The sequence below is a fragment of the Streptomyces sp. NPDC006476 genome (genome assembly GCF_040612015.1).
Classification (GTDB): Bacteria; Actinomycetota; Actinomycetes; order Streptomycetales; family Streptomycetaceae; genus Streptomyces; species Streptomyces griseorubiginosus_B.
Window position 1 is genome coordinate 55,082 of record NZ_JBEXPK010000041.1, and the last position, 26,174, is coordinate 81,255.

The window sequence follows — 26,174 nt, forward strand, 5'->3', positions numbered from 1 at the left end:
ACCGTGGCGTTCCTTTTCCCCACATGATCCTCGTGGCCGCCCTGGAGGTTCCGTGGTACAGGCGTACATCCTGATCCAGACGGACGTCGGCAAAGCGTCGACCGTCGCAGAGACGATCAGCAAGATTCCTGGGGTGATCCAGGCCGAGGACGTGACAGGACCCTATGACGTGATCGTGCGGGCGCAGGCCGACACCGTGGACGACCTGGGCCGCCTGGTGGTCGCGAAGGTCCAGCAGGTGGACGGCATCACCCGCACCCTGACCTGCCCGGTCGTCCATCTGTAGCCCCCGTCTACCCTTGGCCGGTGAACTTCTTCCGTCACCGGCTCACCGGCCTGCCCGTGCTCGCCCTGCTGATCACGCTCGCGGGCTGCTCCTCGGCAGACGACAGCGCCAGGGCCGCGGTTCCCTCACCGGGTACGACGGTGACCGGGCTGTGCCAGAAGCTGGACAAGGTGCTGCCGGCCGAGGTGGACGGTCGGGATCGCCGGGATCCCGAGCCCGCGTCCGCGCTGACCGCGGGCTGGGGGAACCCGGCGATCATACTGCGCTGCGGTGTCGTACGGCCCGCGAAGATGAGCGATCCGGAGGCCGACGGGGTCGAGGCGAACGGGGTGGGCTGGCTGCTGGAGAAGCAGGGCGACGGCTCGTTCCGGTTCACCACGACCCTGCGCAAGGCGTATGTCGAGGTCACCATCCCCAAGGGCCGCACGGGAGACGGCCTGTCCCCGCTCGTCGACCTGGCTCCGGCGATAAAGAAGGCGATCCCCGAAGGGATCGCCGACTAGGTGTGCCCGACTGGCTGTGCCCGACTAGCTGTGCCCGACTAGCGAAGGCCGGTCGACCTGCGCAGGGCCGCCTGGATGAGCCGGTCCACCAGTTCCGGGTAGCCGATGCCGCTCGCCTGCCACATCTGCGGGTACATCGAGATGGGCGTGAAACCGGGCAGGGTGTTGATCTCGTTGATGACGAAGCCCTCGTCGGTGAGGAAGAAGTCCGCGCGCACCAGGCCCTCGCAGGAGGCCGCCTCGAAGGCATCCACCGCCAGGCGCTGGACCTCGGCCGTCTCCTCCGGGGTCAGGGGCGCCGGCACGATCCCCGGGGTCGAGTCGATGTACTTGGCCTCGAAGTCGTAGTACGCGTGCGCGTCCGGCGGCGGGATCTCCGCGGGGACGGAGGCCCGCGGACCGTCCTCGAACTCCAGCACCCCGCACTCGATCTCGCGCCCCACCACCGCCGCCTCGACCAGGATCTTCGGGTCGTGGCGCTGAGCCTCCGCGATCGCCTCGTCCAGGCCGGACAGGTCGTCGACCTTGGTGATGCCGATCGACGAACCCGCGCGCGCGGGCTTCACGAACAGCGGCCAGCCGTGCTCGCCGGCGAAGTCCACGATCTTCCTGCGGGCCGCGGACTCGTCCCGCTCCCACTCCCGGGGCCGGATCACCACGTACGGGCCGACCTTCAGCCCGAAGGAGGTGAACACCCGCTTCATGTACTCCTTGTCCTGGCCGACGGCCGAGGCGAGCACCCCCGCGCCCACGTACGGGACACCGGAGAGCTCCAGCAGGCCCTGCAGGGTGCCGTCCTCGCCGTACGGGCCGTGCAGGACGGGGAAGACCACGTCGACCTCGCCGAGCGCCTTGGGCACCGATCCGGGCTCGCTGACGACGACTTCGCGGTTGCCGGGGTCGAGGGGGAGCACCACGCCGCCCTCGCCCGACTCGGCCACGTCCTCGACCTCCGGGGTACGGCGGTCGGTGATCGCCATGCGGTCCGGCTCGTCGGCGGTCAGGGCCCAGCGGCCTTCCCGCGTGATGCCGATCGGCAGGACGTCGTACTTCGTCCGGTCGATGGCCTTGAGGACGGCGCCGGCGGTGACCACGGAGATCCCGTGTTCGGAGCTGCGCCCGCCGAACACGACGGCCACGCGCGGCTTGCGAGGCGGCTGCTCAGGGCTCTGGGGAAGGTTCTCGGTGCTCATATCGCGTTGAGAGTACCCGTTGGTAGTGCCCTGAGACAGCGTGCGCCCCGGGGGGTCGCTCAGTGTCGTTCCGGCTTCGCGCTGCGCGACATCAGTTCCTTCAACGCCACGACGGGCGGCTTGCCTTCGTGCACGATGTCGACGACCGTCTCCGTGATCGGCATCTCCACACCGTGCCGGCGGGCCAGATCCGCCACCGACTCGCAGGACTTGACGCCCTCCGCGGTCTGCTTGGTGACCGCGATGGTCTCCTCCAGGGTCATGCCCTTGCCGAGGTTGGTGCCGAACGTGTGGTTGCGGGACAGCGGCGAGGAGCAGGTGGCCACCAGGTCGCCGAGGCCGGCGAGTCCGGAGAAGGTCAGCGGGTCGGCGCCCAGCGCGACCCCGAGCCGCGTGGTCTCGGCGAGGCCGCGCGTGATGAGCGAGCCCTTGGCGTTGTCGCCGAGCCCCATGCCGTCCGCGATGCCGACCGCGAGCCCGATGACGTTCTTGACCGCGCCGCCCAGTTCGCAGCCGACCACGTCGGTGTTCGTGTAGGGCCGGAAGTACGGCGTGTGACAGGCCGCCTGGAGCCGCTGGGCCACCGCCTCGTCGGTGCAGGCGACCACGGCGGCGGCCGGCATCCGGGCGGCGATCTCACGGGCGAGGTTGGGCCCGGTGACGACGGCGACACGGTCCGCGCCGACCTTGGCGACGTCCTCGATCACCTCGCTCATCCGCATGGCGGAGCCGAGTTCGACGCCCTTCATGAGGGAGACGAGGACCGTGTCCGGGGCGAGCAGCGGGACCCAGTCGGCGAGGTTGGCGCGCAGGGTCTGGGAGGGGATCGCCAGTATCGTGAAGTCGGCGTCGCGCGCGGCCTCGGCGGCGTCCGCGGTCGCCCGGAGGTTCTCCGGGAGTTCGACTCCGGGAAGGTAGTCGGGGTTCGTACGCGAGGAGTTGACCGCTTCGACGAGTTCGGCGCGGCGGCCCCAGAGGGTCACGTCGCAGCCCGCGTCGGCGAGCACGACGCCGAAGGCGGTGCCCCATGAACCGGTACCGAAGACCGCCGCCTTGACGGGCCTGCTCACTTGCTCGTCTCCTCCTCGTGACCGGACTGCGCCTGGGTCCTGCGCCGCTGCTCGATGCGCTCGCGGCGCGGGTCGTACGGCGTCTCGGGCGCCTTCTCGCCGCGGATCTCCTCCAGCAGGCGGGTGATCGCGGCCATGATGACCTCGGTGGCCTCCCTGAGCACGTCCGCGGTCATCTCCTTGCCGTAGAACCGCGTGAGGTCCACGGGCGGGCCCGCGAGCACGTGGTGGGTCTTGCGCGGCAGGATGTGCGGCTTGGTGCTGTACGGCGGCAGCAGTTCGTTGGCGCCCCACTGGGCGATGGGGACGACCGGGCACCGGGTCTGCAGGGCGACGCGCGCCGCACCGGTCTTGGCGGTCATGGGCCAGCCGTCGGGGTCGCGAGTGATCGTTCCCTCGGGGTAGAACACCACGCACTCGCCGCGCTCCACGGCGTCGACCGCGGCACGGAAGGCGCTGAGCGCGTCGGTGGACTCGCGGTAGACGGGGATCTGTCCGGTGCCGCGCATCGCGGCACCGACGAATCCCTTCTTGAAAAGCCCGCTCTTCGCGAGGAATCGCGGGACGCGTCCGGTGTTGTACTGGTAGTGCGCGTACGCGAAGGGGTCCACATGGGAATTGTGGTTCACCGCGGTGATAAATCCGCCCTCGGCCGGAATGTGCTCCATTCCGCGCCAATCCCGCTTGATCAGAACCACCAGCGGCGGTTTGCAGAGCACCGCGGCGAAGCGGTACCAGAAGCCGATTCTGCGGCGGGGCACGCGCGCACCTTCCTCTAGGGGCCAAGGACGTCGGCCCGGTACATCGGGCCGGGGGGCCGCACAAGTGTCGCCCCAGGCCGCCGGTCTGTCGAGAACACCGTACGCCCCGACGCCCGGACCACCAGATGGCCCAGGTGACGGCTGAGTGACAATGGCCGCGACAAGAGAGGGACGGAACGCTCGTGCAGTGGACGTTGGTCATACCCGTGAAGCCCCTGGCGCGTGCCAAGAGCAGGCTCTCGGACACCGCCCACGACGGGGTGCGCCCGGGGCTCGCCCTCGCGTTCGCCCAGGACACGGTGGCCGTGGCGCTGGCCTGTCCGGCGGTGAAGGATGTGGCGGTCGTCACGGACGACGCCCTGGCCGGCCGCGAGCTGGCCGCGCTGGGCGCCCGTGTCGTCACCGACGAGCCGCGCGGCGGGCTGAACGCGGCTCTGGCGCACGGGGCGGCCGCCGTGCGCGCCGACCGGCCCGACACCCCGGTGGCCGCCCTGAACGCCGACCTCCCGGCGCTGCGCTCCCTGGAATTGGCCCGGGCCCTCGACGCGGCGGCGGAATTCCCGCGCGCATTCATGCCGGACGCCGCGAATATCGGCACCACTCTGCTGGCCGCTGCCCCGGGCCGGGAATTGCTGCCGGCATTCGGTACGGATTCCCGGGCCCGGCATCGTGCGTCCGGCGCCGTGGAACTGGCGCTCGACGGCGTGGACTCGGTGCGCCAGGACGTGGACACCGGCGACGATCTGCGGGCCGCGCTGGCCCTCGGGGTGGGTCCCCGGACGGCGGCCGTGGCCGCGCGGCTGCTGATCCCGGGACAGTAGGCTGCGTTTCATGCAGGCGACCGCGTACACCTACGACGCCGATACGCGCAGCGGCAGTGTGCTGCTCGACGACGGAACCCCCGTCCCATTCGACGCCGAGGCGTTCGACGCCGGCGGGCTGAGGCTGCTCAGGCCCGGTCAGCGGGTACGGATCGAGGTCGAGGGAGCCGAGGACGGCCCGCACATCACTCTGGTGACGCTGCAGACCTTCTGACCCGGCCGCCCCACAACGCGCCGCGGGCCGGACTCCACGGGGAGTCCGGCCCGGCGCGTGAGTGCCCCTGTGCCCTTACCTGGTGCGGGCCGTGGCCTTCTTGGCGGTGCTGCGGGCGGCCGACTTCTTGGCCGGCGCCTTCTTGGCCGTCGCCTTCTTGGCGGTGGTCTTCTTCGCCGCGGAGGTCTTGGCGGCGCCCGTGGTCTTCTTGGCCGTCGTCTTCTTCGCGGTGGTCTTCTTGGCGGTGGCCGTGGTCTTCTTGGCCGCCGTCTTCTTCGCGGTGGTCTTCTTCGCGGCGGCCGCCTTCGTGGTCGCCTTCTTCGCCGCGGCCTTCTTCACGGTCGTCGAAGCACCGCCGGTCAGGCTGCCCTTGGGCGCCTTCTTGACGGCGACCTCGCCGCCGCGGGGGAGCTTCTTCGAGCCGCTGACCAGGTCCTTGAAGCCCTGGCCCGCGCGGAAGCGCGGAACGGAGGTCTTCTTGACCCGAACCCGCTCGCCCGTCTGGGGGTTGCGGGCGTAGCGGGCCGGACGGTCGACCTTCTCGAACGAACCGAAGCCGGTGACCGAGACCCGGTCACCCCCGACGGTCGCGCGGACGATGGCGTCCAGGACCGCGTCGACAGCGTCGGCTGCCTGCTGGCGGCCGCCGAGCTTGTCGGCAATCGCTTCTACGAGCTGCGCCTTGTTCACGTCTTCCCCTTCGGAGACATCGCCAGAACGAAAGTGTTCAAGCTTTTTCGCACGTTAGGCAGATATATACCGCAAATCAAACACGAAACGGGCTAATCACCCGTGCGCCGCAACGAACTCGACTGCCCCGGCTGCGATCAGTGGTCCTCTTCGGGGATTCGCCCCTCGTCGAGGTCCGCTCCGAACGCCTCCAGACGCCTTGCCGCGTCGGCGAGATCGTGCTTGGCCGCGGCCGTAATGACCAGCAGCTTCCGGGTCAGCGCCATCCGTACGCCCTCCGGGACTTGCAGTGCGCGCACTCTTGCGTGCGCTTCCTTGAGTTGGCCCGCGACCGCCGCATAGAGCTCGAGTTGGCCGTCGTGTTCCATGCACAGATTGTGCCATCTGGGGCGAGTTGTCGCCTGCCCAGGGGGCAACTGCCACCTCAAACGGCCGTCCTGGCGTCTGCGGAAGTCACGGCTACAACCCTCGCGTACCCCGGCAACCCCCTTTCTAACGTGGGAAGTTGAACGTAGTCCAAGAGCCACGCGGGGGCCGATCGGGTGCAGACATGGCAGTACCCCCGATCGGGCTGATCGGGGGTACTGGGTGGCTGAAACCAGCCGTGTTCAGATGCTCCGGAGGGGGCCTGGGCTCAGACCTGGAGCGTCTTCGGCTTGTAGGAGGGACGCTTCGCCTCGTAGGCGGCGATGTCCGCCTCGTTCTGGAGGGTGATGGAGATGTCGTCCAGCCCGTTCAGCAGCCGCCAGCGGGAGTTCTCGTCCAGCTCGAAGGAGGCGATGATCCCCTCGGCGCGCACCTCGCGGGCCTCGAGGTCGACGGTGATCTCCGCCTCGGGGTCCTTCTCGGTGAGCTCCCACAGGGCGTCCACGATCTTCTGCTCCAGAACCACGGTGAGCAGGCCGTTCTTCAGCGAGTTGCCGCGGAAGATGTCGGCGAACCGGGAGGAGATCACGGTCTTGAAGCCGTAGTTCTGCAGCGCCCACACCGCGTGCTCACGGGAGGAGCCGGTGCCGAAGTCCGGGCCTGCGACCAGGACGGTGGCGCCCTTGCGCTCCGGGCGGTTGAGGATGAAGTTCTCGTCCTTGCGCCAGGCCTCGAACAGCCCGTCCTCGAAACCGTCCCGGGTCACCTTCTTGAGCCAGTGAGCAGGGATGATCTGGTCGGTGTCGACGTTGGAGCGGCGCAGCGGGACGGCCCGGCCGGTGTGCGTGGTGAATGCTTCCATGACTCTCAGACTCCAGCGGGCGCGGCGGCGGTTACGTCGGTCAGGTCGGCGGGCGAGGCCAGGTGGCCCAGCACGGCGGTCGCGGCGGCGACCTGCGGCGAGACCAGGTGCGTACGACCGCCCTTGCCCTGCCGTCCCTCGAAGTTGCGGTTGGAGGTGGAGGCGGAGCGCTCGCCCGGGGCCAGCTGGTCGGGGTTCATGCCGAGACACATCGAGCAGCCCGCGTGCCGCCATTCGGCGCCGGCCTCCTTGAAGACGACGTCCAGGCCCTCGGAGACGGCCTGCAGACCCACGCGCGCAGAGCCCGGGACGACCAGCATCCGTACGCCGTCGGCGACTTTGCGGCCCTTGAGGAGTTCGGCCGCGGCCCGCAGGTCCTCGATGCGGCCGTTCGTGCAAGAACCTACGAAGACGGTGTCCACGTTGATGGAGCGCAGCGGCTGTCCGGCCGCCAACCCCATGTATTCCAGGGCCTTTTCGGCGGCGAGGCGCTCCGAAGCGTCTTCGTACGAAGCCGGGTCGGGGACGGACGCCGAAAGCGGCGCGCCCTGGCCGGGGTTGGTGCCCCAGGTGACGAACGGCGACAGCGAGGCGGCGTCGATGACCACCTCGGCGTCGAACTCGGCGTCCTCGTCCGTCTTCAGCGTCTTCCAGTACGCGACGGCCGCATCCCACTCCTCGCCCTCGGGGGCGTGCGGACGGCCCTTGAGGTAGGCGAAGGTCGTCTCGTCGGGGGCGATCATGCCCGCGCGGGCACCGGCCTCGATCGACATGTTGCAGATGGTCATCCGGGCCTCCATCGAGAGCTTCTCGATGGCGGAGCCGCGGTACTCCAGGATGTAGCCCTGGCCGCCGCCGGTACCGATCTTGGCGATGATCGCCAGGATCAGGTCCTTGGCGGTGACGCCCTCGGGCAGCTCGCCCTCGACCGTGATCGCCATGGTCTTCGGGCGGGCCAGCGGCAGCGTCTGGGTGGCCAGCACGTGCTCGACCTGCGAGGTGCCGATGCCGAACGCCAGCGCGCCGAAGGCACCGTGCGTGGAGGTGTGCGAGTCACCGCAGACGACCGTCGTACCGGGCTGGGTCAGGCCCAGCTGCGGGCCGACGACGTGCACGACGCCCTGCTCGACGTCGCCCAGCGGGTGCAGCCGTACCCCGAACTCGGCGCAGTTCTTGCGCAGCGTCTCCAGCTGGACCCGGGAGACCGGGTCCGCGATCGGCTTGTCGATGTCGAGGGTCGGGGTGTTGTGGTCCTCGGTCGCGATGGTGAGGTCGAGACGGCGCACCGGGCGGCCGTTCTGACGCAGGCCGTCGAAGGCCTGCGGGCTGGTCACCTCGTGCAGGAGGTGGAGATCGATGAAGAGGAGGTCGGGCTCGCCCTCGGCGCGCCGGACGACGTGGTCGTCCCAGACCTTCTCCGCGAGTGTCCTACCCATCGCTTTCCCTCCGGCCGGCAAACGTCCACCGGCCCAACTAGAGATCTTGAGGAGACGGTGCACCCGGCCCCTGTTCACGGGCGTCCGTCATCCGGCCCGTTCGGTCAGCGGGCCGCTGTGGATACAAGGGTTGCGCGTCTCACGAAAAAAGGAACTTGCGTTTCACAGAGTGAGACGTGAGTATCGTTGCATGGACAACAGTAGCGGCGTCGGCGTTCTGGACAAGGCAGCCCTTGTCCTGAGCGCCCTCGAGTCCGGTCCGGCCACCCTCGCGGGACTGGTGGCGGCCACCGGACTGGCACGACCGACGGCCCATCGACTGGCCGTGGCCCTGGAGCACCACCGCATGGTGGCACGCGACATGCAGGGCCGTTTCATTCTCGGCCCCCGGCTGGCCGAGCTCGCGGCCGCGGCCGGCGAGGACCGCCTGCTCGCGACGGCCGGCCCGGTGCTCACGCATCTGCGTGACGTCACGGGCGAGAGCGCCCAGCTCTACCGCCGCCAGGGCGACATGCGCATCTGCGTCGCCGCGGCGGAGCGGCTTTCCGGCCTTCGGGACACCGTCCCGGTCGGCTCGACGCTCACCATGAAGGCCGGCTCCTCCGCGCAGATCCTGATGGCCTGGGAGGAGCCCGAGCGCCTCCACCGCGGCCTGCAGGGCGCCCGCTTCACGGCGACGGCCCTGTCGGGCGTACGGCGCCGCGGCTGGGCGCAGTCCATCGGCGAGCGCGAGCCGGGCGTCGCCTCCGTCTCGGCGCCCGTACGCGGCCCGTCCAACCGCGTGGTGGCCGCCGTCTCGGTCTCCGGCCCCATCGAGCGCCTGACCCGCCACCCCGGCCGTATGCACGCCCAAGCCGTCATCGACGCCGCCGCCCGTCTGTCGGAGGCCCTGCGCCGCACCGGCTGACGTGCGGGCACGCACGGGAACGTCAACGGGGAGAGCCCGCCTCAACGCCGCGGCAGACCCTCCCCGCTCCCCCGTCCCCCTGTGCTCCCCCTGTCTCAGCTGGTCTTCTCCGCCACCGGCGGCTGCTGCGAGCGGTGGGCGAACCGGTCCTTCGCGTACCGCCCGCGCCTCTCCAGCGGGATCTGCCCGTGCGCGGCGGCCAGCCCGAACGCGGGCATGTCGCCGTAGATCGCCTCGTACGACCCCTCGGGCACGATGTACGTCTCGTGCCAGATGCCGACCTGCCCACGCAGCTTTCCGGTGCGTTCCTTGTGGTTGACCGCGGCCCACGCCTTGTGGTGGAAGGCGTCCGGCGCGGTCGCGTAGGCGTACAGCTTCTCCTTGGACTCCCAGTACTGCACGACGTAGTACGTGCGCGGCGAGGCCGTCAGCAGGACGTGGGCGAGCAGTCCCCGCTCCGGGGCCTTCACCAGCTCGCGCAGCATGCGGAGCATCGCCAGCATCACCGGGAGCCACAGACGCACGGCCCGGAACTGATTGATCCGCATGCCGATCAGCAGGACGACGACATCGCCCTTCGCGTCGGCGGTCGTTCGGGACACCATGTGACCACTTCCCCCTGGCTGGTTCCTCTGGTTGGTTCCCCTGGTTGGCGAGCAGCGCTATCCGAGTAGCGATGATTGGATAGTGCCGGTATCCGAGAAGGAGCGCAAGACATGCGGCTCGCCGAACTGAGCACCCGCAGCGGGGTGTCCGTCGCGACGATCAAGTACTACCTGCGCGAAGGGCTGTTGCCGCAGGGCCGTCAGATCAACGCGACGACCTCCGAGTACGACGAGGAGCACCTGCGCCGGTTGCGACTGGTGCGCGCGATGATCCAGATCGGCCGGGTGCCGGTGGCGACCGTGCGCGAGGTGCTGGGACACGTCGACGACGACTCCCTGGGCCGCACGATCCGGCTGGGCGCGGCCCTGTGGGCGCTGCCGCAGGTGCCCGAGCCCGACGAGGACGACGAGTACGTGCGGGCCGCGCACCGGGAGGTCGGCGCGCTGCTGGACCGGCTCGGCTGGCAGCACGCCCAGCAGCTGACGTCCATCTCCCCCGCGTACCGCTCGCTGGTGGTGGCGCTGGCCGCGTTCCGCCGGCTCGGCTTCGACTGGGGAGCCGAACAGCTCGCGCCGTACGCCGAGTTGATGCACCGGACGGCCGTTCTGGACCTGGACAACATGGAGGCGTACCCGTCGGACGCGGAGCAGGTCGAGTTCGCGATCCTGGGGGCGATCCTCAACGAGCCCGCCCTGCAGGCACTGCACCGGCTGGCCCAGGAGGAGGAGTCGGCACGGCGGTACGGGTTCGAATGAGGCCCGGACATGCGGAAGGCCCTCCGCCGAAGCGAAGGGCCTTCCTGGTGTACCCCCGACCGGATTCGAACCGGCGCTACCGCCTTGAGAGGGCGGCGTGCTAGGCCGCTACACAACGGGGGCGTGGATCTTACAAGCGTTTGATGTGCAACGCCGCAGATCCGAGCTGGTCTACCTGGACTCGAACCAAGACTAACTGAACCAGAATCAGTCGTGCTGCCAATTACACCATAGACCAATGTGGTTTAGACCAGTTCGTACCCCCGACCGGATTCGAACCGGCGCTACCGCCTTGAGAGGGCGGCGTGCTAGGCCGCTACACAACGGGGGCCCTAGCGATCCCGAGTTGATCGAGATCAGTACCCCCGACCGGATTCGAACCGGCGCTACTGCCTTGAGAGGGCAGCGTGCTAGGCCGCTACACAACGGGGGCGATGCGGGTGCAGTGCTTCATTCAAAACACCCGCGAGCTGGCCTACCTGGACTCGAACCAAGACTAACTGAACCAGAATCAGTCGTGCTGCCAATTACACCATAGGCCACTGGAACGCAAGCCCCTGCGGGGATCTTGTTCTAGTTTGCTCCTCCGGTTTCCGGCCTTTCGGCCCGCTCCCCGGCGGCGCAGGAAGAACATTACCCGAAGGTGGACGGGGCTCCAAAACGGGTATCCGCGCCGAGGACCGCGGGGAGTTCGGCAAGGGAGGCGATGCGGTGCGGGCCGGTGGGGGCGTCCCCGGCGGCGTACACACCGTTGCGATCGATCCACACGGACATCAGCCCGGCCTCGGCGGCACCGCGCCCGTCGATCTCCGGATGGTCGCCGACGTACGCGACCTCGTGCGGGGCCAGCCCCAGGGCGTCGCAGGCGGCCAGGAACGCGGCGGCCTCCGGCTTGGAGACGCCGAGTTCGGCGGCGCACAGGATGACCTCGAAGCGGTTGTGCACGCCGAGGACGCGCAGCTTGCGGTCCTGGACGGTGAGGCTGGAGTTGGACAGCACGGCATGCCGGTGGCTGGCCGCGAGGGCGTCCAGGACGGGCAGGACGTCCGGGAAGAGGGCCCAGGCGGCCTCGTAGTGACGCAGGTAACGCGCGAACCAGTCGTCGGCCTCGGCGTCGCTCAGCGCCTCGCCCAGGAAGACACGGATGCGCTCCCGGCGCTGTCCCTCGAAGGTGACCTCGCCCGCCGAGAACCGCGCCCACTGCTGGTCGGTGATCTCCCGCCAGCGCACGACGGCCTCCGCCGCAGTGGCGTACCCCTCCAGCAGTCCCTCGGCGGCGAGATGGGCTCCCATGCCGACACGGTCAGCGGTGGTGTAGTCGAAGAGGGTGTCGTCGACGTCCCAGACAACGGCTCTGATCACCCTCACAGACTGGCACACTCGGGGCATGAGCGAGTATCGCGTCCAGTTCACCGTCGAGGCCCGTGCGGCCTACGACGCGCTGCCTCCCTCGCGCCAGGCTCACCTCGACAAGGCCGTGCGGATATTGGCGCGCGACCCGTTCCGGAAGCATGCGACCGCCCCGTTGGGTCCCGACGAGCATCTGCGCAAGGCGTACGTCGCGCCCGGCGTGATGCTGGAGTACGTGGTGGCCGGCGCGATCATGGTCGTCGTCGTGCTGGAGATCTTCGACGAGAGCGCCTACCTGATCGACGAAGCCGACGCGGAGTGACCGAAAGGCGAAGGGGCGGCACCCGGAGTTCCGGTTGCCGCCCCTTCGGCGGTGCGTGACCTACGCCGCCAGCTTCTCCAGCGCCGCGTCGATCCTCGCCAGCGTCTTCTCCTTGCCCAGGATCTCCAGGGACTCGAAGAGGGGGAGGCCCACCGTGCGGCCGGTGACGGCGACGCGGACCGGGGCCTGGGCCTTGCCGAGCTTCAGGCCGTGGGTCTCGCCGGCGGCCAGGACGGCCTCCTTCAGGGCCTCGGGGGAGGTCCAGTCGGCCGACTCCAGGTTCTCGCGCGCCGTACGGAGCAGGGCGTCGCTGCCCTCCTTCATCGCCTTGGTCCAGGACGCCTCGTCGAAGACCGGCTCGGGGAGGAAGAGGAAGTCGACGTTGTCGGTGATCTCGGAGAGGACCTTCAGTCGGGTCTGGGCGTGCGGGGCGATCGCCTGCCACTTGGACTCGTCGAAGTCCGCGGGGGCCCAGGGGGCGAACGGTGCCTTGAGCCACGGGGCGCAGCGCTCCGTGAAGTCCTTCACGTCCAGCAGCCGGATGTGGTCGGCGTTGATCGCCTCGCACTTCTTGAGGTCGAAGCGCGCCGGGTTGGGGTTCACGTCCGCGATGTCGAAGGCGGCCACCATCTCCTCGACGGAGAAGATGTCCTGGTCCGCGGAGAGCGACCAGCCCAGCAGGGAGAGGTAGTTGAGCAGACCCTCGGGCAGGAAGCCGCGCTCCCGGTAGAGGTTGAGCGAGGACTGCGGGTCGCGCTTGGACAGCTTCTTGTTGCCCTCGCCCATGACGTAGGGCAGATGACCGAAGGCCGGGATCTGCTTCGCGATGCCGAGCTCGATCAGCGCCTTGTAGAGGGCGATCTGGCGGGGGGTGGAGGAGAGCAGGTCCTCGCCGCGCAGGACGTGGGTGATCTCCATCAGCGCGTCGTCGACGGGGTTGACCAGGGTGTACAGCGGGGCGCCGTTCGCGCGGACGATGCCGTAGTCCGGCACGTTCTCCGGGGTGAACGTCAGCTCGCCGCGGACCAGGTCGGTGAAGGTGATCGTCTCGTCGGGCATGCGGAAGCGGACGATCGGGGTGCGGCCCTGCGCCTTGTACTCCTCGACCTGCGCCCCGGTGAGGTCGCGGCAGTGGCCGTCGTAGCCGGACGGCCTGCCGGCGGCGCGGGCGGCCTCACGGCGGGTGTCCAGCTCCTCCTGGGAGCAGTAGCAGTGGTAGGCGTGACCGGCGTCGAGCAGCTTGGCCGCGACATCCTTGTAGAGGTCCATGCGCTGCGACTGGCGGTACGGCGCGTGCGGGCCGCCGACCTCGGGGCCCTCGTCCCAGTCGAAGCCCAGCCAGCGCATGGCCTCGAGCAGCTGGTTGTACGACTCCTCGGAGTCGCGGGCCGCGTCGGTGTCCTCGATGCGGAAGACGAGAGTGCCCTGGTGGTGGCGGGCGAAGGCCCAGTTGAACAGGGCGGTGCGGACCAGGCCCACATGGGGGTTACCGGTGGGCGAGGGGCAGAACCGTACTCGGACGGCGGGGGCGGGTGCGCTAGCCACGCTTGACAACCTTGTTGGTGAGAGTGCCGATGCCTTCGATGGTGACGGCGACCTCGTCGCCGACGGTGAGCGGCCCGACGCCTGCCGGGGTGCCCGTGAGGATCACGTCGCCGGGGAGCAGCGTCATGGCCTCGGAGATGTTGACGATCAGGTCCTCGATGGGGTGGATCATCTCGCTGGTGCGGCCGAGCTGACGTTGTTCGCCGTTGACGGTGAGCTGGATGGTCAGGTCCGACGCCCTGGCGAGGTCGAGGTCCGTCTCCACCCAGGGACCGAGCGGGCAGGAGGTGTCGAAGCCCTTCGCCCGCGCCCACTGCTTCTCGCGCCGCTGCACGTCACGGGCGGTGACGTCGTTCGCGCAGGTGTAGCCGAAGATCACGTCGGCCACGCGCTCGCGCGGGACCTCGCGGCACAGCCGGCCGATCACCACGGCCAGCTCGGCCTCGTGGTGCAGTTCCTCGGAGAAGGAGGGGTACTGGATGTCGTCGCCGGAGCCGATGACCGACGTCGACGGCTTGAAGAAGGCGAACGGCGCGTCCGGGACCTCGTTGCCCAGCTCCCTCGCGTGCTCCGCGTAGTTGCGGCCGAAGGCCACGACCTTGTTGGGGAGCACCGGCGGCAGCAGCCTGACCTTGCTCAGTGGGACCTTCGTGCCGGAGAGCTCGAAGTCCGCGAACGGGATGCCCTTGATGATGTCGAGGACGAGCTCGTCGGGCCTGTCGCCCTCGACCACGCCGAAGGCGACGTTCCCGTCGATGGAGAATCTGGCGATGCGCACGGGATCCTTGCGCCCCTCACTGAGCCGGCTGGAGTCTGATGCTCCAGGCTAACGCGGCAGCAGGAAGTCGCCTCGCGCATCACCGCCCGCAGGGGCGCCGGGAAAAGATCGCGGAGGCCCTGAGTGATCTACGCTGGGTGTGCGTACTAGTCCGCGACAGAAGCGGTGGTGGGGACGTCCACGAGGATGGTGCGCCTGGGGTTGGCGGTCTGCCTGGGAAGATCGACGGAGTGCTCCTGCTGCTCGGGGATCTGCAGCGCGTCGGCGTCCTCGAGGTGGGCCAGCGTGGTACGCCGCGGGTTGGCTATGTTGCGGAACATCATCGTCGTCTTCACGGTTGCACTGGACCTTGTCGTCAGTCGCGGGTGGGCGTTTGGCAGTTGCCTGCTTCTTGTAAAGCGTCAGGCTAAACATCCAATTCCCCGCCGAAGCCGCGAAGTCCCCTTGATCAGCATGTGAGTTTGCTCACGGAGTCACGGGCAATCCGGTCAATTCAGGCCCGCAACCCACCCCAACGAAACGGACATTGACTCCCTGAAGCCATCATTCCGCTCCTGATCATGGCGACTGGGACACCCGTACCCGCCGAGGGACTCGCGGGGATTTGTCCGCTATGGCGCGGATCCGGCTCTACGTCCGGTGACCCGGCACTCACATGGTGTCACGTAGGTCACGGCATGGTCCGTGAGCCTTGTTGGAGATCCGGCACTGTGCTGGAATGCCACGGACCGCCGCAGGATCGAGCCGGCGCACAGGGGGCGCGAGGAAGCGCCGAGTGGCGGCGAGAACGGGGGAGCCAGCGCCGGTCACTCACGACTACCGGGGGGCGCGTTCAGGGCGCTTTCCACAACGCCGACACCGTGTCTTTCCGTTCACGCGGAGGGGCGCCTGGTCCAGAGGTTGCGACGCTAGTGCAGGGACGTTTCAAGAGGGATGGCAGTGCTCCGGCGGAGCCGGAGCCGCACGGCGGGACTGGCCCCGGAAAAGGCAGTTCCTCCCCCCAGCACGCCCAGAACCCGGGCCCGGCCCCGTCCGGCGACGGCGGTGAGCGCCCCGGGCGCCCCGGCGTGTCGGCATCTTCGGGTTCATCGGCCCCCACCCCGCCGGTCAAGCCGCCCAAGGGCCCGAGCGGCCCCGGCTCGCGCGTCGCGCTGCGCAACTGGCGCATCTCCACGCGTCTGGTCTCGCTGCTCGCGCTCCCCGTGGTTGCCGCCACCTCGCTGGGCGCGCTGCGCATCAGCGACAACATGAACGACATCCAGCAGCTCGACAACATGAAGCTGCTGACGGACATGACCAAGCAGGCCACCGAGCTGGCCGCCGCCCTCCAGGAGGAGCGCGACCAGTCCGCCGGTCCGCTGGCGCACGGCTCGAAGTCCAGCGACTACACGGTCAAGGGCTACCGGGACAAGACGGACCGGGCCAAGAACAACTTCATCGACGCGGCCGAGGAGATCGACGCCTCCGGCAAGGACGGCTCGCTCCAGGGCGTCCGCGACAGCCTCGTCGGTGTGGTCGGCGACCTCGAGACGCTGTCGAAGATCCGCGCCGGCGCCTACGAGACCAAGCTCAACTCCTCGCAGACGGTCGAGGCCTACCACCGCCTCATCACCCACCTGCTGGACCTCTCGCAGGACATGGCCGAGGCCACCAGCAACCCCGAGATGATCCAGCGCACCCGCTCGCTGGCCGCGTTCTCCTCCGCCAAGGAGTACGCGTCCATGCAGCGCGCGGTCCTCGCGGCGGCGCTGCCGGCGAACAACACCGCCGTCGGTGACCTCTCGGAGAACGACCGCCTGTACGCCCAGTCGGCGCTGCAGAGCGAGACCTCCGACCTGCGCAGCTTCAAGAGCATCTACGGCACCGAGCAGGCCGTCTCCCTCCTCAAGCCCATCGAGGAGAACAACGCGACGATCACGGCGACCGACAAGTACGCCAGCCGTGCCCTCGCCTCCCAGGGCGGCCTGGACGACCTGCCCAAGCGCTCGTACCAGGACTGGGTGGACGACAGCTCGACCAAGATCGAGCAGATGAAGAAGATCGAGCACACGCTGCTCGAGGACATGGAGCAGAAGGCCCGCGCGCTGCGCTCCGCCTCCGAGCGCGAGGCGATCATCTCCGGTGCGCTGATCCTGCTCGTGCTCGGCGTCTCCCTCGTCGGCGCCTTCGTCATCGCCCGCTCCATGATCCGCTCGCTGCGCCGGCTGCAGGAGACCGCCAACAAGGTCGCCCAGGACCGCCTGCCCGAGCTGGTCGCGCAGCTGTCGGAGTCGGACCCGCAGGACGTCGACACCTCCGTCGAGTCGGTCGGTGTGCACTCCCGGGACGAGATCGGCCAGGTGGCCGCGGCCTTCGACGACGTCCACCGCGAGGCGGTCCGCCTCGCCGCCGAGCAGGCCCTGCTGCGAGGCAACGTCAACGCGATGTTCACCAACCTCTCGCGCCGCTCCCAGGGCCTCATCCAGCGTCAGCTCTCGCTCATCTCCGAACTGGAGTCCCGCGAGGCCGACCCGGACCAGCTGTCCTCGCTGTTCAAGCTCGACCACCTCGCGACCCGTATGCGCCGTAACGGTGAGAACCTCCTCGTCCTCGCCGGTGAGGAGCCGGGCCGCCGGTGGACCCGTCCGGTCCCGCTGGTCGACGTGCTCCGCGCCGCCGCCTCCGAGGTGGAGCAGTACGAGCGCATCGAGCTGGCCGCCGTGCCCACCACCGAGGTCGCCGGCCGCGTGGTCAACGACCTCGTGCACCTGCTCGCCGAGCTGCTCGAGAACGCGACCTCGTTCTCCTCGCCGCAGACCAAGGTCAAGGTCACCGGTCACGCGCTGCCCGACGGCCGCGTCCTGATCGAGATCCACGACACCGGTATCGGCCTCTCCCCCGAGGACCTCGCGGCGATCAACGAGCGGCTCGCCTCGCCGCCCACCGTGGACGTCTCCGTCTCCCGCCGCATGGGTCTGTTCGTGGTCGGCCGACTGTCCCAGCGCCACGGCATCCGCATCCAGCTGCGCCCGTCCGACTCCGGTGGTACGACCGCGCTGGTCATGCTGCCCGTGGACGTCGCCCAGGGCGGCAAGAAGCCGCAGGGCAAGCCGGGCCAGGGCGGCCCGGGCGGTGCCGGTGGTCCGGCCGCGGCGCAGGCCGCCGCCGGTGCGGCCGCGGCACGGCGCCAGGCCGGTGCCGGTGCGCCGGGTGGTCCGGCTCTCGGGGCCGGCGGTCCCGGTGGCGGTGCCCTCGGTGCGGGCGCCGGGGCCGGCGGTGGCGGTCTGCTCGGAGCCGGTCAGGGGCCGCGCGCCGCGCTGCCGGGTGCCGGTGGCAACGGACGTCCGGGTGCGCCGGGCGGTGCGCGCGGACCGCAGTCTCCCCAGCAGGGCCGGCCGGCTCCCGCGGGCGCCGGTGCCGGGTTCGGCCAGGCGCCGGGTGCGCCGCAGGGCCTGCAGGCGGCGGGCATGGGTCAGGACAGCTTCGGCGGCGCTCGTGGCGCCGTACCGCCGCAGTCCGCGGGCCCCGAGCAGCCGCAGCCGCAGGAGGGCCGCGGCCGGCGTGGGCGTCTGCCGCAGCTGCCGGGCCGCGGTGGTCCGCGGGCCGAGCTGCCGGGCGGCAACCAGCAGCGCACCCCGAGCTGGAGCGACGACAACGCCCAGCCGCCGGTGCCGCGCGCCTCGCTGGACACCCCGCGCGGGCACGACGAGACCTCCCGGATGCCGCGCGTCGACGACCGGCACGGTCCGGGCGCGACGGCGGAGATGCCGGCGATCGGCCGGTCCGACAACCGCCACGGTCCCGGCGCCACCTCGGACTTCCCGCGTCCCGACTTCGGTGCGGCCAACAACCCGCAGCACACGGGCCAGTTCGCCCGTCCGGGCGCGGACTCGCCGCAGAACACCGGTCAGTTCAACCGTCCGGGCGCCGACTCCCCGCAGAACACCGGGCAGTTCGGCCGACAGGACTTCGCAGCTCCGCAGCCGGGGGCCAGCGGCTCCCAGGAGCCGGGGCAGTTCGTCCGCTCGGATGTCTTCGGCACCCCGAACGGCCGGAACAACCCGAACAGCCCGGCGAACACCGGCCAGTTCGCGACCCCGTCGTTCGACAGCGGCTCGACCGGCCAGTTCCCCGCGCCGGGCTTCGACCCAAGCTCCACCGGCCAGCACTCGCTGCCGGGCCGTCCGAACCACAACGGCACGGGCCAGTTCGAGCGCCCGCAGAACGGCGGCGCCGACTTCGGTGCCCCGCGTCCGCCCGTCCCGCCGCGTCCGCAGCAGCGGCCCGTCCGCCAGGAGCCCGAGGCACTGCCGCCGGCGACCGGTCCGGGCGACGGCCGCACCCCGCTGTACGACACGCTGGAGACCAACTGGTTCCACGGCGGACAGGGCGAGCGGCAGGGCCCCGGCAACGGCTCCTCCCCCCAGCAGCCGCAGGTTCCCGCGGCTGCCCCCCAGCGTTCCGCGGCCAACGGCGGCTGGCGCACCTCCCCGAACGACGACCTCGTCCGGCAGGCGGAGCGCGTACGGCAGCCGGCCGCGGGCGGCGTCACCACCTCCGGTCTGCCGCGCCGGGTGCCCCGGGCCAACCTCGTCCCGGGCACGGCTCAGCAGCAACAGCACCAAGCCGGTCCGCAGGTCTCGCGTGCGCCTGACGACGTACGCGGCCGGCTGACCAATCTCCGTCGGGGCATCGCGCAGGGTCGCCAGGCCGGTACCGGCCAGACCGGCAGTTTCCCGAGCCCCACTCACCAGCAGGAGCGATAGTTGAGCCAGATGAGCCAGGCGGCACAGAACCTCAACTGGTTGATCACCAACTTCGTGGACAACACCCCCGGTGTGTCCCACACCGTCGTCGTCTCCGCCGACGGTCTTCTTCTGGCGATGTCGGAAGGCTTTCCGCGGGACCGCGCCGACCAGCTGGCGGCCGTCGCGTCCGGGCTCACCTCGCTGACCGCCGGGGCCTCCCGGATCTTCGAGGGCGGCAACGTGGCGCAGACGGTCGTCGAGATGGAACGCGGGTTCCTGTTTTTGATGTCCGTCTCGGACGGTTCGTCCCTGGCCGTGCTCGCGCACCCCGAGTGCGACATCGGCCTGGTCGGCTACGAGATGGCGCTGCTCGTCGACCGGGCAGGTGCGGTCCTCACACCGGACCTGCGGGCCGAACTACAGGGCAGTCTGCTCCACTGACCCACCCAGGATCCACCCCCCTCACCACATCACCGTCCGGCCGCCACAATCCCCCCACCGGCCCCGTCAGACGGCTTGCCCGACCGACTTGCTGTCCCGCCCGGAGGATTCATGACCCCGCCCACCGCCTCTCATGATCCGTACGCGGAGCCGTACGAGGATGAGGGCGACCAGCCGCTGGTACGTCCGTACGCGATGACCGGCGGCCGGACCCGGCCGCGCTACCAGCTCGCCATCGAGGCACTGATCAGCACCACGGCCGACCCCGCAGCACTCATGGGGCTGCTCCCGGAGCACCAGCGCATCTGCCACCTGTGCCGTGAGGTGAAGTCGGTCGCCGAGGTGTCGGCGCTCCTGGCCATGCCGCTGGGCGTGGCCCGGATTCTTGTCGCGGACCTGGCCGAGGCCGGACTCGTCGCGATCCACCAGCCCGGTGGTGACGAGACGACCGGTGCGCCGGACGTGACCCTGCTCGAAAGGGTGCTCAGTGGACTTCGCAAGCTCTGACGGAGGGCGGGCGACCACCTCCGCGAAGATCGTCGTCGCCGGTGGCTTCGGCGTCGGCAAGACCACGTTCGTGGGGGCGGTCTCCGAGATCAACCCGCTGCGCACGGAGGCCGTCATGACGTCCGCCAGCGCGGGCATCGACGACCTCACCCACACCGGGGACAAGACCACCACCACGGTGGCCATGGACTTCGGCCGTATCACGCTCGACCAGGACCTGATCCTGTACTTGTTCGGCACGCCCGGTCAGGACCGCTTCTGGTTCATGTGGGACGACCTGGTGCGCGGTGCGATCGGCGCGGTGGTGCTCGTGGACACCCGGCGCCTGGCCGACTGCTTCCCGGCGGTCGACTACTTCGAGAACAGCGGTCTGCCCTTCGTGGTCGCGCTCAACGGCTTCGACGGGCATCAGCCGTACCAGCCCGAGGAGGTGCGCGAGGCCTTGCAGATCGGCCCCGACACCCCCATCATCACAACGGACGCCCGACACCGGGCCGATGCCAAGAGCGCGCTGATCACACTGGTCGAGCACGCTCTCATGGCACGGCTGAGGTAGCCCCCAAATCCACCATGCCGTACGGCAGTTGTCGTAGACGCTCCGGAGCCGACTGTGGCCTTTGACACGGTCGGCCCCGGTGTTCATAACGTTTCGGCAGAGGAATCGGGTGGTACGGCCACGCGTGGTCGTCGCCTGGTGTCGCTGCGCACACATGGGCCCCGTCTTTTGACGGGGCTCGCTCTTTATGACCGTTTTATCTGGGGCTTACATCACATGGAATCCGCGCTTTCCGCTGTTTGGAAGAGCGCTGGCCCTCGTGCTGGAATGCCTGAACTGCCTATAAGTCAAAGACGTACTCAGTAGTACTGCGTACTCAATGGCGTACTGGGCTCTGAGACACTGCGGCACAACGTTGGTGCCCGCCGCCGAGAGGTTGTTGGTCGAGTGAGGCGAAGCAAGAACGGTCCCGAGCCGTCGGCGCGGGGCAACTTCACCCCGCCGCCGCGCGGAGCGGCGCCCGCCCCTGTGTCCGTACCGGAGCCTGCGGCCGCTCCCGCCTCGAGCGGCGGCCGTTTCTCCCCCCGTAACTGGCGGGTGCCCACCCGACTGAACGCGATCCTGCTCATACCCGTGGGCGTGGGTCTGGTCATGGGCGGCTTCCAGGTGAAGAACTCGATCGACACCTGGCAGGAGGCCCAGGACGCGGAGAACACCGCGCGTCTGGTCCGGGCCGCCCTGAGCTACAGCAACGCGGTCACCAACGAGCGTGACGTGACCGCCGCGCCGCTGCTGCTGGGCAAGGGCCAGAAGGACCCGACGGTCGTCGCGGCCCGCAAGGCCACGGACGACGCCGCGGACGCCTTCGACAAGGCCGCGCAGAACATGCCCGACCGGCCGGGCCTGGAGCGTCGCCTGGAGCGCTTCCGCAAGGTGGAGCCGGAACTCACCTCGCTGCGGGCCAAGGCCTACACCTCCAGCTTCAAGGGCGTGGGGACCGAAGAGGCCTACGTCGGCCTGGAGCACCCCCTTCTGGAGTTCTCCAACGAGCTCGGCCTGGGCACCGGCAACATCACCAGCTACGGCCGCTCGGTCTACGCCATCGCACTCGCCAAGGGCGCGCTCTCCCTGGAGCGCTCCATCGGCATGCACCTGCTGGTCGCCCCGGGCCCGGGCAAGGACAGCCTGGCCACCCAGCGCACCGCCCTCACCTCGTACGCCTACCTGGAGGGCATCGCCATCCAGGAGTACCAGGCCGGTGGCACCGACGAGGACATCGCGAAGCTCAACAAGTCCCTGGCGAAGGTGCAGACCGACGGGGCGGCCCTGGTCAAGCAGGCCGCCGCGAAGGCCGCGGCCGAGAACAAGACGTATGTGCCGCCGCCGTCCAACCCGGTCGACATGATCACGGCGATGTCGCAGCTGCAGAGCACAGACCCGTCCGCGCGCGCCGTCCTCGCCCAGAAGGGCATCACCGCGGAGAACTGGTGGGCCGGTACCACCCTCAAGTACGAGGCGTACCGCAAGCTCGAGGAGGACAAGGCCGACACCGCGGTGAGCGAGGCCTCCGACATCGCGGGCAACGCCAAGCGTGACGCGCTGATCACCGGTGCCATCGTCATCGTCGCCCTGCTGCTCGCGTTCATCCTGGCCGGCGCGGTCGCCCGCCAGATGTCCCGCTCGATGCGCCAGCTGCGCAACGCCGCCTTCGGCATCGCCGAGCAGCGTCTGCCGATGCTGGTCGACCAGCTCTCGCGCACCGACCCGGGCCGGGTCGACACCCGGGTCGCCCCGATCCCGATCCACACCAAGGACGAGATCGGCGAGGTCGCCCGCGCCTTCGACCAGGTCCACCGCGAGGCGGTGCGGCTCGCCTCCGAGCAGGCCCTGCTCCGCGGCAACATCAACGCGATCTTCACCAACCTCTCCCGGCGCAACCAGTCGCTGATCGAGGGCCAGCTGACCCTGATCACCGACCTGGAGAACAACGAGGCCGACCCGGACCAGCTGGAGAACCTCTTCCGACTGGACCACCTCGCGACCCGTATGCGCCGCAACGGCGAGAACCTCCTGGTCCTCGCCGGCGAGGAGCCCGGCCGCCGCTGGGACCAGCCGGTCCCGCTGGTCGACGTGCTGCGCGCCGCCTCCTCCGAGGTGGAGCAGTACGAGCGCATCGAGCTGTCCGGCGTCCCGGAGGCCGAGATCCACGGCCGCGCGGTCACCGACCTCGTCCACCTGCTGGCGGAGCTGCTGGAGAACGCGACGACGTTCTCCTCCCCGCAGACCAAGGTCCGTGTCACCGCGACCCGGCTGCCCGACGGCCGCATCATGATCGAGATCCACGACAAGGGCATCGGCCTCACCGCCGAGGACTTCGCGGACATCAACCACAAGCTCGCGAACCCGCCCACCGTGGACGCGGCGATCTCGCAGCGCATGGGCCTGTTCGTGGTCGGCCGGCTGTCCGACCGGCACGGCATCCGGGTCCAGCTGCGCCCCTCCGGCGAGCAGGCCGGCACCACCTCGCTGGTCATGCTGCCGGACGCGATCACCCACGGTGGTGGCGGCGAGCAGCAGATGAACCGCGACGAGTTCACCGTCTCGCAGATCATCCCGGAGCAGAACTTCCAGGGCGAGGACTTCAACACCGGCCTGCCGATGCGCACGGCCGCGGAACTCGGCTTCGACGACAGCCGCTACTCCGACGTCCCCGACGACATCCGCGAGCTCGACCCGGTCGGCCGCTCGCTGATGCGCGAGGAGCGCCGGGCCGCCCTGGAGGCCCAGAGCACCCAGGGTCACCCGGAGCAGGAGTCGCCGGAGACCTCGCCGTACGCGGACGCCTTCGACGCGCCGCAGGCCTACGACAACGGCCAGGGCGGCTACCCGGAGCAGCAGCGGACCGGCACCTTCGACCCGCGCCCGGCGTACGAGGAGCAGCAGCAGTCTCCGTACGAGGAGCAGCGCACCTCGTACGAGGAGCCGACCCAGCTGCCGTCGTACGAGGAGCCGTACTTCGCGCCGAACGGTTCGCAGCCGCAGAACGACCCGTTCTCGTCCAACGGGGGCTACCCCGAGCCGACGTATTCGGAGCCGGTCCAGGAGGAGCCCGCGGCCGCCCGTGCCGCCGGCCCGGACTCCTTCCCCGCCTTCGAGCAGCGCCGCTACCAGGACGACTGGCCGCAGCCCGACAGCTACCAGAACGGCTACCCGGACCAGTACGCTCCGGAAGCGGAACCTGCGCAGGCCGCTGACGCGGATGAGCACGAACGCGTAGGCTTCGACCGTCCGGGACCGGCCCCCTCCGCCGTCCACGAGCTGACCGACGCCGGGCTGCCCCGCCGCGGATCCTTCGCGAGCGGCACCAGCGGTTCGAACGGCACGCGGCACGTGAACCAGGAGCCGTCGGTTCCCGCTCCGGTTTCGGAGAACAATGGCGAGACCAGCAGCTGGCGTTCGGCGAACGACGAACGCTGGCAGCAGGCCGCGCAGTTGCGCAAGCCCAAGGCGGGCGGGGTCACCTCCTCCGGACTGCCGCGACGGGTGCCCAAGGCGAACCTGATCGAGGGAGCCGCCGAGAGCACCCCTCAGGGAGGCCCATCGGTCTCCCGCGCCCCGGAGGACGTCCGGGGCAGGCTGAGCAACCTGCGTCGGGGCGTCCAGCGCGGACGCAGCGCCGGCGCAGGCAGTGAAACGAACGGTCAGGGCTTCGGTTCTGACAGCACCTACAACCAGGAGCGTTAGTGTGAGCCCGATGAGCCAGGCGGCACAGAACCTGAACTGGTTGATCACCAACTTCGTGGACAACACCCCGGGGGTGTCCCACACGGTGGTGGTCTCCGCCGACGGACTCCTTCTGGCGATGTCCGAAGGGTTTCCGCGCGACCGCGCCGACCAGCTTGCGGCCGTCGCCTCCGGTCTGACCTCGCTGACCGCCGGTGCCTCGCGCATCTTCGAGGGCGGCAGCGTGAACCAGACGGTTGTGGAGATGGAGCGGGGATTCCTGTTCATCATGTCCATTTCCGACGGTTCCTCGCTCGCGGTACTCGCACACCCGGAGGCGGACATCGGCCTCATCGGGTACGAGATGGCCCTTCTGGTGGACCGTGCCGGTACGGTCCTTACTCCGGATCTCCGTGCGGAGCTCCAGGGCAGCCTGCTCAACTGACAGACAGACGGTGCGTTTTGGCGTCCCGGGGCCGTAAGGTTTCGGGACGCGGCTCCACAGGGATGGGTGCCCGGCACAGTCGGAGGAGGAGAAAGTGGCAACACCCCCAGGCGGTTCGAATTCGGGCAACTGGTCGTACGGCCCTGCCCAGGGCCACGGCGACGGTGCTCAGAACCCGAACCGTTACAACTTCCCCTCCGCCCCGAGCCCGCGGCATCAGCAGCCGTACGCGCCGCAGGGCCCCGGGCCGTCGCCGTACGACCAGCCGCCGGCGCCGCGTATCCAGCCCGTACAGCCGCAGCGACGCTCTCCTGAGCCGGCGCCCGCGGGGGCGTCGAACAATCCCCTGGTGCGTCCGTACGCCATGACCGGCGGCCGGACGCGCCCGCGCTACCAGCTCGCCATCGAGGCGCTGGTGCACACCACCGCGCAGCCGCACCAGATGCAGGGCCAGCTGCCCGAGCATCAGCGGATCTGCAACCTCTGCCGAGAAATCAAGTCGGTGGCGGAGATCTCCGCCCTGCTGACCATCCCTCTCGGCGTGGCCAGGATCCTCGTCGCCGACTTGGCGGAGGCGGGACTGGTCGCCATCCATCAGCCCGGCGGCGACGAGAACGCCGGCGGCCAGCCAGACGTGACACTGCTCGAAAGGGTGCTCAGTGGACTTCGCAAGCTCTAGCGGCGGTCCTTCCCGCTCCACCACCTCGGCGAAGATCGTGGTGGCGGGTGGCTTCGGCGTGGGCAAGACCACGTTCGTCGGGGCCGTTTCGGAGATCAACCCGCTGCGCACAGAGGCCGTCATGACGTCCGCTTCGGCAGGCATCGACGACCTCACCCACACCGGAGACAAGACGACCACCACGGTCGCCATGGACTTCGGCCGCATCACCCTGGACCAGGACCTGATCCTGTACCTCTTCGGTACGCCGGGTCAGGACCGCTTCTGGTTCATGTGGGACGACCTGGTCCGCGGTGCCATCGGGGCGATCGTCCTGGTGGACACCAGGCGCCTTGCCGACTGCTTCCCCGCGGTCGACTACTTCGAGAACTCCGGCCTGCCCTTCGTGATCGCCCTGAACGGGTTCGACGGTCAGCAGCCGTACAACCCGGACGAGGTGCGTGAGGCGCTGCAGATCGGCCCGGACACGCCGATCATCACGACGGACGCGCGGCATCGGGCGGACGCGAAGTCCGCGCTGATCACCTTGGTCGAGCACGCGCTGATGGCTCGGCTGCGGTAACCATCCCTGCAAAGGGGGCCCCTCCTCCGGGAGGGTACCGCCGTCACAACTGCCGCCGTTCAGCGTGCAGTTGCTCGGTGAGCCGGAGCCGGTGCCGTTGAAGCCGAAGGAGACGGAGGCGCCGGGGGC

Annotated in this window: 27 protein-coding genes and 5 tRNA genes; 15 read left to right on the forward strand and 17 right to left on the reverse strand. The window is 69.7% G+C overall.

What is annotated here, in order from left to right:
• Nucleotides 1–52 precede the first annotated feature (52 nt).
• Both ABZZ74_RS35320 and ABZZ74_RS35325 read left to right on the forward strand, forming a co-directional pair.
• On the forward strand, nucleotides 53–286 hold the full coding sequence (locus ABZZ74_RS35320) for an Lrp/AsnC ligand binding domain-containing protein (protein ID WP_057616476.1): 234 nt from the start codon (nucleotides 53–55) through the stop codon (nucleotides 284–286).
• Nucleotides 287–306: 20 nt separating this feature from the next.
• Nucleotides 307–789, forward strand: coding sequence for a DUF3515 domain-containing protein (locus tag ABZZ74_RS35325; RefSeq protein ID WP_356772065.1), 483 nt, complete (start codon nucleotides 307–309; stop codon nucleotides 787–789).
• A gap of 38 nt (nucleotides 790–827) precedes the next feature.
• Here the strand turns inward: ABZZ74_RS35325 and ABZZ74_RS35330 are convergent, their stop codons facing one another.
• Genes ABZZ74_RS35330 through ABZZ74_RS35340 form a run of 3 tightly spaced genes read right to left on the reverse strand, consistent with a single transcriptional unit; the run spans nucleotide 828 to nucleotide 3,813 of the window.
• On the reverse strand, nucleotides 828–1,982 hold the full coding sequence (locus ABZZ74_RS35330) for a D-alanine--D-alanine ligase family protein (RefSeq protein WP_356772067.1): 1,155 nt from the start codon (nucleotides 1,980–1,982) through the stop codon (nucleotides 828–830).
• A 59-nt stretch (nucleotides 1,983–2,041) separates the two neighbouring features.
• Nucleotides 2,042–3,052 (reverse strand): NAD(P)H-dependent glycerol-3-phosphate dehydrogenase, encoded by a 1,011-nt coding sequence (locus ABZZ74_RS35335; protein WP_356772069.1) that lies wholly within the window; start codon nucleotides 3,050–3,052, stop codon nucleotides 2,042–2,044.
• Nucleotides 3,049–3,813, reverse strand: coding sequence for a 1-acyl-sn-glycerol-3-phosphate acyltransferase (locus ABZZ74_RS35340; RefSeq protein WP_356772071.1), 765 nt, complete (start codon nucleotides 3,811–3,813; stop codon nucleotides 3,049–3,051). Before ABZZ74_RS35340 ends, ABZZ74_RS35335 begins: the two co-directional genes overlap by 4 nt.
• Nucleotides 3,814–3,995: 182 nt before the next feature.
• On the opposite strand from ABZZ74_RS35340, the gene cofC reads away from it, so the two are divergent.
• Nucleotides 3,996–4,634: a 2-phospho-L-lactate guanylyltransferase gene (gene cofC, locus ABZZ74_RS35345; RefSeq protein WP_356772073.1), complete on the forward strand. Its 639-nt coding sequence runs from the start codon at nucleotides 3,996–3,998 to the stop codon at nucleotides 4,632–4,634.
• A gap of 10 nt (nucleotides 4,635–4,644) precedes the next feature.
• Nucleotides 4,645–4,848, forward strand: coding sequence for a hypothetical protein (locus ABZZ74_RS35350; RefSeq protein WP_133046754.1), 204 nt, complete (start codon nucleotides 4,645–4,647; stop codon nucleotides 4,846–4,848).
• A gap of 75 nt (nucleotides 4,849–4,923) precedes the next feature.
• On the opposite strand, the gene ABZZ74_RS35355 is transcribed toward ABZZ74_RS35350, so the two are convergent.
• The 4 genes from ABZZ74_RS35355 to leuC all read right to left on the reverse strand — a co-directional run bounded on the left by ABZZ74_RS35355 (nucleotide 4,924) and on the right by leuC (nucleotide 8,202).
• A complete protein-coding gene (locus ABZZ74_RS35355) occupies nucleotides 4,924–5,538 on the reverse strand; it encodes an HU family DNA-binding protein (RefSeq protein ID WP_356772075.1) in 615 nt (204 codons plus the stop codon).
• Between the two features lie 137 nt (nucleotides 5,539–5,675).
• Nucleotides 5,676–5,906 (reverse strand): hypothetical protein, encoded by a 231-nt coding sequence (locus ABZZ74_RS35360; RefSeq protein ID WP_356772077.1) that lies wholly within the window; start codon nucleotides 5,904–5,906, stop codon nucleotides 5,676–5,678.
• Nucleotides 5,907–6,172: 266 nt separating this feature from the next.
• Nucleotides 6,173–6,766, reverse strand: coding sequence for a 3-isopropylmalate dehydratase small subunit (gene leuD / locus ABZZ74_RS35365; protein ID WP_356772079.1), 594 nt, complete (start codon nucleotides 6,764–6,766; stop codon nucleotides 6,173–6,175).
• Between the two features lie 5 nt (nucleotides 6,767–6,771).
• The gene (gene leuC / locus ABZZ74_RS35370; protein WP_356772081.1) at nucleotides 6,772–8,202 is read right to left on the reverse strand and encodes a 3-isopropylmalate dehydratase large subunit; all 1,431 of its coding nucleotides are present in this window, start codon (nucleotides 8,200–8,202) and stop codon (nucleotides 6,772–6,774) included.
• A gap of 190 nt (nucleotides 8,203–8,392) precedes the next feature.
• Here leuC and ndgR point away from each other — a divergent pair, with 190 nt between their 5' ends.
• Nucleotides 8,393–9,109, forward strand: a complete 717-nt coding sequence (ndgR, locus tag ABZZ74_RS35375; RefSeq protein ID WP_015036427.1) for an IclR family transcriptional regulator NdgR — start codon at nucleotides 8,393–8,395, stop codon at nucleotides 9,107–9,109.
• A gap of 95 nt (nucleotides 9,110–9,204) precedes the next feature.
• On the opposite strand, the gene ABZZ74_RS35380 is transcribed toward ndgR, so the two are convergent.
• Nucleotides 9,205–9,714: a DUF4188 domain-containing protein gene (locus tag ABZZ74_RS35380; protein WP_356772083.1), complete on the reverse strand. Its 510-nt coding sequence runs from the start codon at nucleotides 9,712–9,714 to the stop codon at nucleotides 9,205–9,207.
• A gap of 111 nt (nucleotides 9,715–9,825) precedes the next feature.
• On the opposite strand from ABZZ74_RS35380, the gene ABZZ74_RS35385 reads away from it, so the two are divergent.
• Nucleotides 9,826–10,470, forward strand: a complete 645-nt coding sequence (locus tag ABZZ74_RS35385; RefSeq protein ID WP_208784312.1) for a MerR family transcriptional regulator — start codon at nucleotides 9,826–9,828, stop codon at nucleotides 10,468–10,470.
• A 50-nt stretch (nucleotides 10,471–10,520) separates the two neighbouring features.
• Here ABZZ74_RS35385 and ABZZ74_RS35390 read toward each other — a convergent pair.
• The 6 genes from ABZZ74_RS35390 to ABZZ74_RS35415 all read right to left on the reverse strand — a co-directional run bounded on the left by ABZZ74_RS35390 (nucleotide 10,521) and on the right by ABZZ74_RS35415 (nucleotide 11,832).
• A tRNA-Glu gene (locus ABZZ74_RS35390) sits at nucleotides 10,521–10,593 on the reverse strand.
• Between the two features lie 43 nt (nucleotides 10,594–10,636).
• Nucleotides 10,637–10,708, reverse strand: a tRNA-Gln gene (locus ABZZ74_RS35395).
• A 20-nt stretch (nucleotides 10,709–10,728) separates the two neighbouring features.
• Nucleotides 10,729–10,801 (reverse strand) — tRNA-Glu (locus ABZZ74_RS35400).
• A 29-nt stretch (nucleotides 10,802–10,830) separates the two neighbouring features.
• Nucleotides 10,831–10,903 (reverse strand) — tRNA-Glu (locus ABZZ74_RS35405).
• A gap of 37 nt (nucleotides 10,904–10,940) precedes the next feature.
• Nucleotides 10,941–11,012, reverse strand: a tRNA-Gln gene (locus ABZZ74_RS35410).
• Between the two features lie 91 nt (nucleotides 11,013–11,103).
• Nucleotides 11,104–11,832: an HAD family hydrolase gene (locus ABZZ74_RS35415; protein WP_356772086.1), complete on the reverse strand. Its 729-nt coding sequence runs from the start codon at nucleotides 11,830–11,832 to the stop codon at nucleotides 11,104–11,106.
• A 25-nt stretch (nucleotides 11,833–11,857) separates the two neighbouring features.
• On the opposite strand from ABZZ74_RS35415, the gene ABZZ74_RS35420 reads away from it, so the two are divergent.
• On the forward strand, nucleotides 11,858–12,142 hold the full coding sequence (locus ABZZ74_RS35420; protein ID WP_356772088.1) for a hypothetical protein: 285 nt from the start codon (nucleotides 11,858–11,860) through the stop codon (nucleotides 12,140–12,142).
• A gap of 60 nt (nucleotides 12,143–12,202) precedes the next feature.
• Here the strand turns inward: ABZZ74_RS35420 and gltX are convergent, their stop codons facing one another.
• The 3 genes from gltX to ABZZ74_RS35435 form a co-directional block, all read right to left on the reverse strand.
• Entirely contained in the window at nucleotides 12,203–13,687 is a 1,485-nt protein-coding gene (gene gltX / locus ABZZ74_RS35425; protein ID WP_356772090.1) for a glutamate--tRNA ligase, read from the reverse strand.
• Nucleotides 13,680–14,465, reverse strand: a complete 786-nt coding sequence (locus tag ABZZ74_RS35430) for a fumarylacetoacetate hydrolase family protein (RefSeq protein ID WP_356772092.1) — start codon at nucleotides 14,463–14,465, stop codon at nucleotides 13,680–13,682. The genes gltX and ABZZ74_RS35430 overlap by 8 nt, the downstream gene beginning before the upstream one ends.
• 146 nt (nucleotides 14,466–14,611) lie before the next feature.
• Nucleotides 14,612–14,800, reverse strand: coding sequence for a hypothetical protein (locus tag ABZZ74_RS35435; protein WP_356772094.1), 189 nt, complete (start codon nucleotides 14,798–14,800; stop codon nucleotides 14,612–14,614).
• Between the two features lie 576 nt (nucleotides 14,801–15,376).
• Here ABZZ74_RS35435 and ABZZ74_RS35440 point away from each other — a divergent pair.
• From ABZZ74_RS35440 to ABZZ74_RS35475, 8 genes are all read left to right on the forward strand, one after another.
• Nucleotides 15,377–19,210: a nitrate- and nitrite sensing domain-containing protein gene (locus tag ABZZ74_RS35440; protein ID WP_356772096.1), complete on the forward strand. Its 3,834-nt coding sequence runs from the start codon at nucleotides 15,377–15,379 to the stop codon at nucleotides 19,208–19,210.
• A 9-nt stretch (nucleotides 19,211–19,219) separates the two neighbouring features.
• Complete coding sequence (locus tag ABZZ74_RS35445; RefSeq protein WP_003973453.1) at nucleotides 19,220–19,633, forward strand: roadblock/LC7 domain-containing protein; 414 nt, start codon at nucleotides 19,220–19,222, stop codon at nucleotides 19,631–19,633.
• Between the two features lie 111 nt (nucleotides 19,634–19,744).
• Nucleotides 19,745–20,140, forward strand: coding sequence for a DUF742 domain-containing protein (locus ABZZ74_RS35450; protein ID WP_016432454.1), 396 nt, complete (start codon nucleotides 19,745–19,747; stop codon nucleotides 20,138–20,140).
• Nucleotides 20,121–20,696 (forward strand): ATP/GTP-binding protein, encoded by a 576-nt coding sequence (locus tag ABZZ74_RS35455; RefSeq protein ID WP_133046741.1) that lies wholly within the window; start codon nucleotides 20,121–20,123, stop codon nucleotides 20,694–20,696. Before ABZZ74_RS35450 ends, ABZZ74_RS35455 begins: the two co-directional genes overlap by 20 nt.
• A gap of 387 nt (nucleotides 20,697–21,083) precedes the next feature.
• Nucleotides 21,084–24,380, forward strand: a complete 3,297-nt coding sequence (locus tag ABZZ74_RS35460) for a nitrate- and nitrite sensing domain-containing protein (protein ID WP_356772098.1) — start codon at nucleotides 21,084–21,086, stop codon at nucleotides 24,378–24,380.
• 10 nt (nucleotides 24,381–24,390) lie between these two features.
• Entirely contained in the window at nucleotides 24,391–24,804 is a 414-nt protein-coding gene (locus ABZZ74_RS35465) for a roadblock/LC7 domain-containing protein (protein ID WP_004983065.1), read from the forward strand.
• Nucleotides 24,805–24,898: 94 nt separating this feature from the next.
• Nucleotides 24,899–25,483 (forward strand): DUF742 domain-containing protein, encoded by a 585-nt coding sequence (locus tag ABZZ74_RS35470; protein ID WP_133046739.1) that lies wholly within the window; start codon nucleotides 24,899–24,901, stop codon nucleotides 25,481–25,483.
• The gene (locus ABZZ74_RS35475) at nucleotides 25,464–26,045 is read left to right on the forward strand and encodes an ATP/GTP-binding protein (protein WP_009314218.1); all 582 of its coding nucleotides are present in this window, start codon (nucleotides 25,464–25,466) and stop codon (nucleotides 26,043–26,045) included. Before ABZZ74_RS35470 ends, ABZZ74_RS35475 begins: the two co-directional genes overlap by 20 nt.
• Nucleotides 26,046–26,174: the final 129 nt, after the last annotated feature.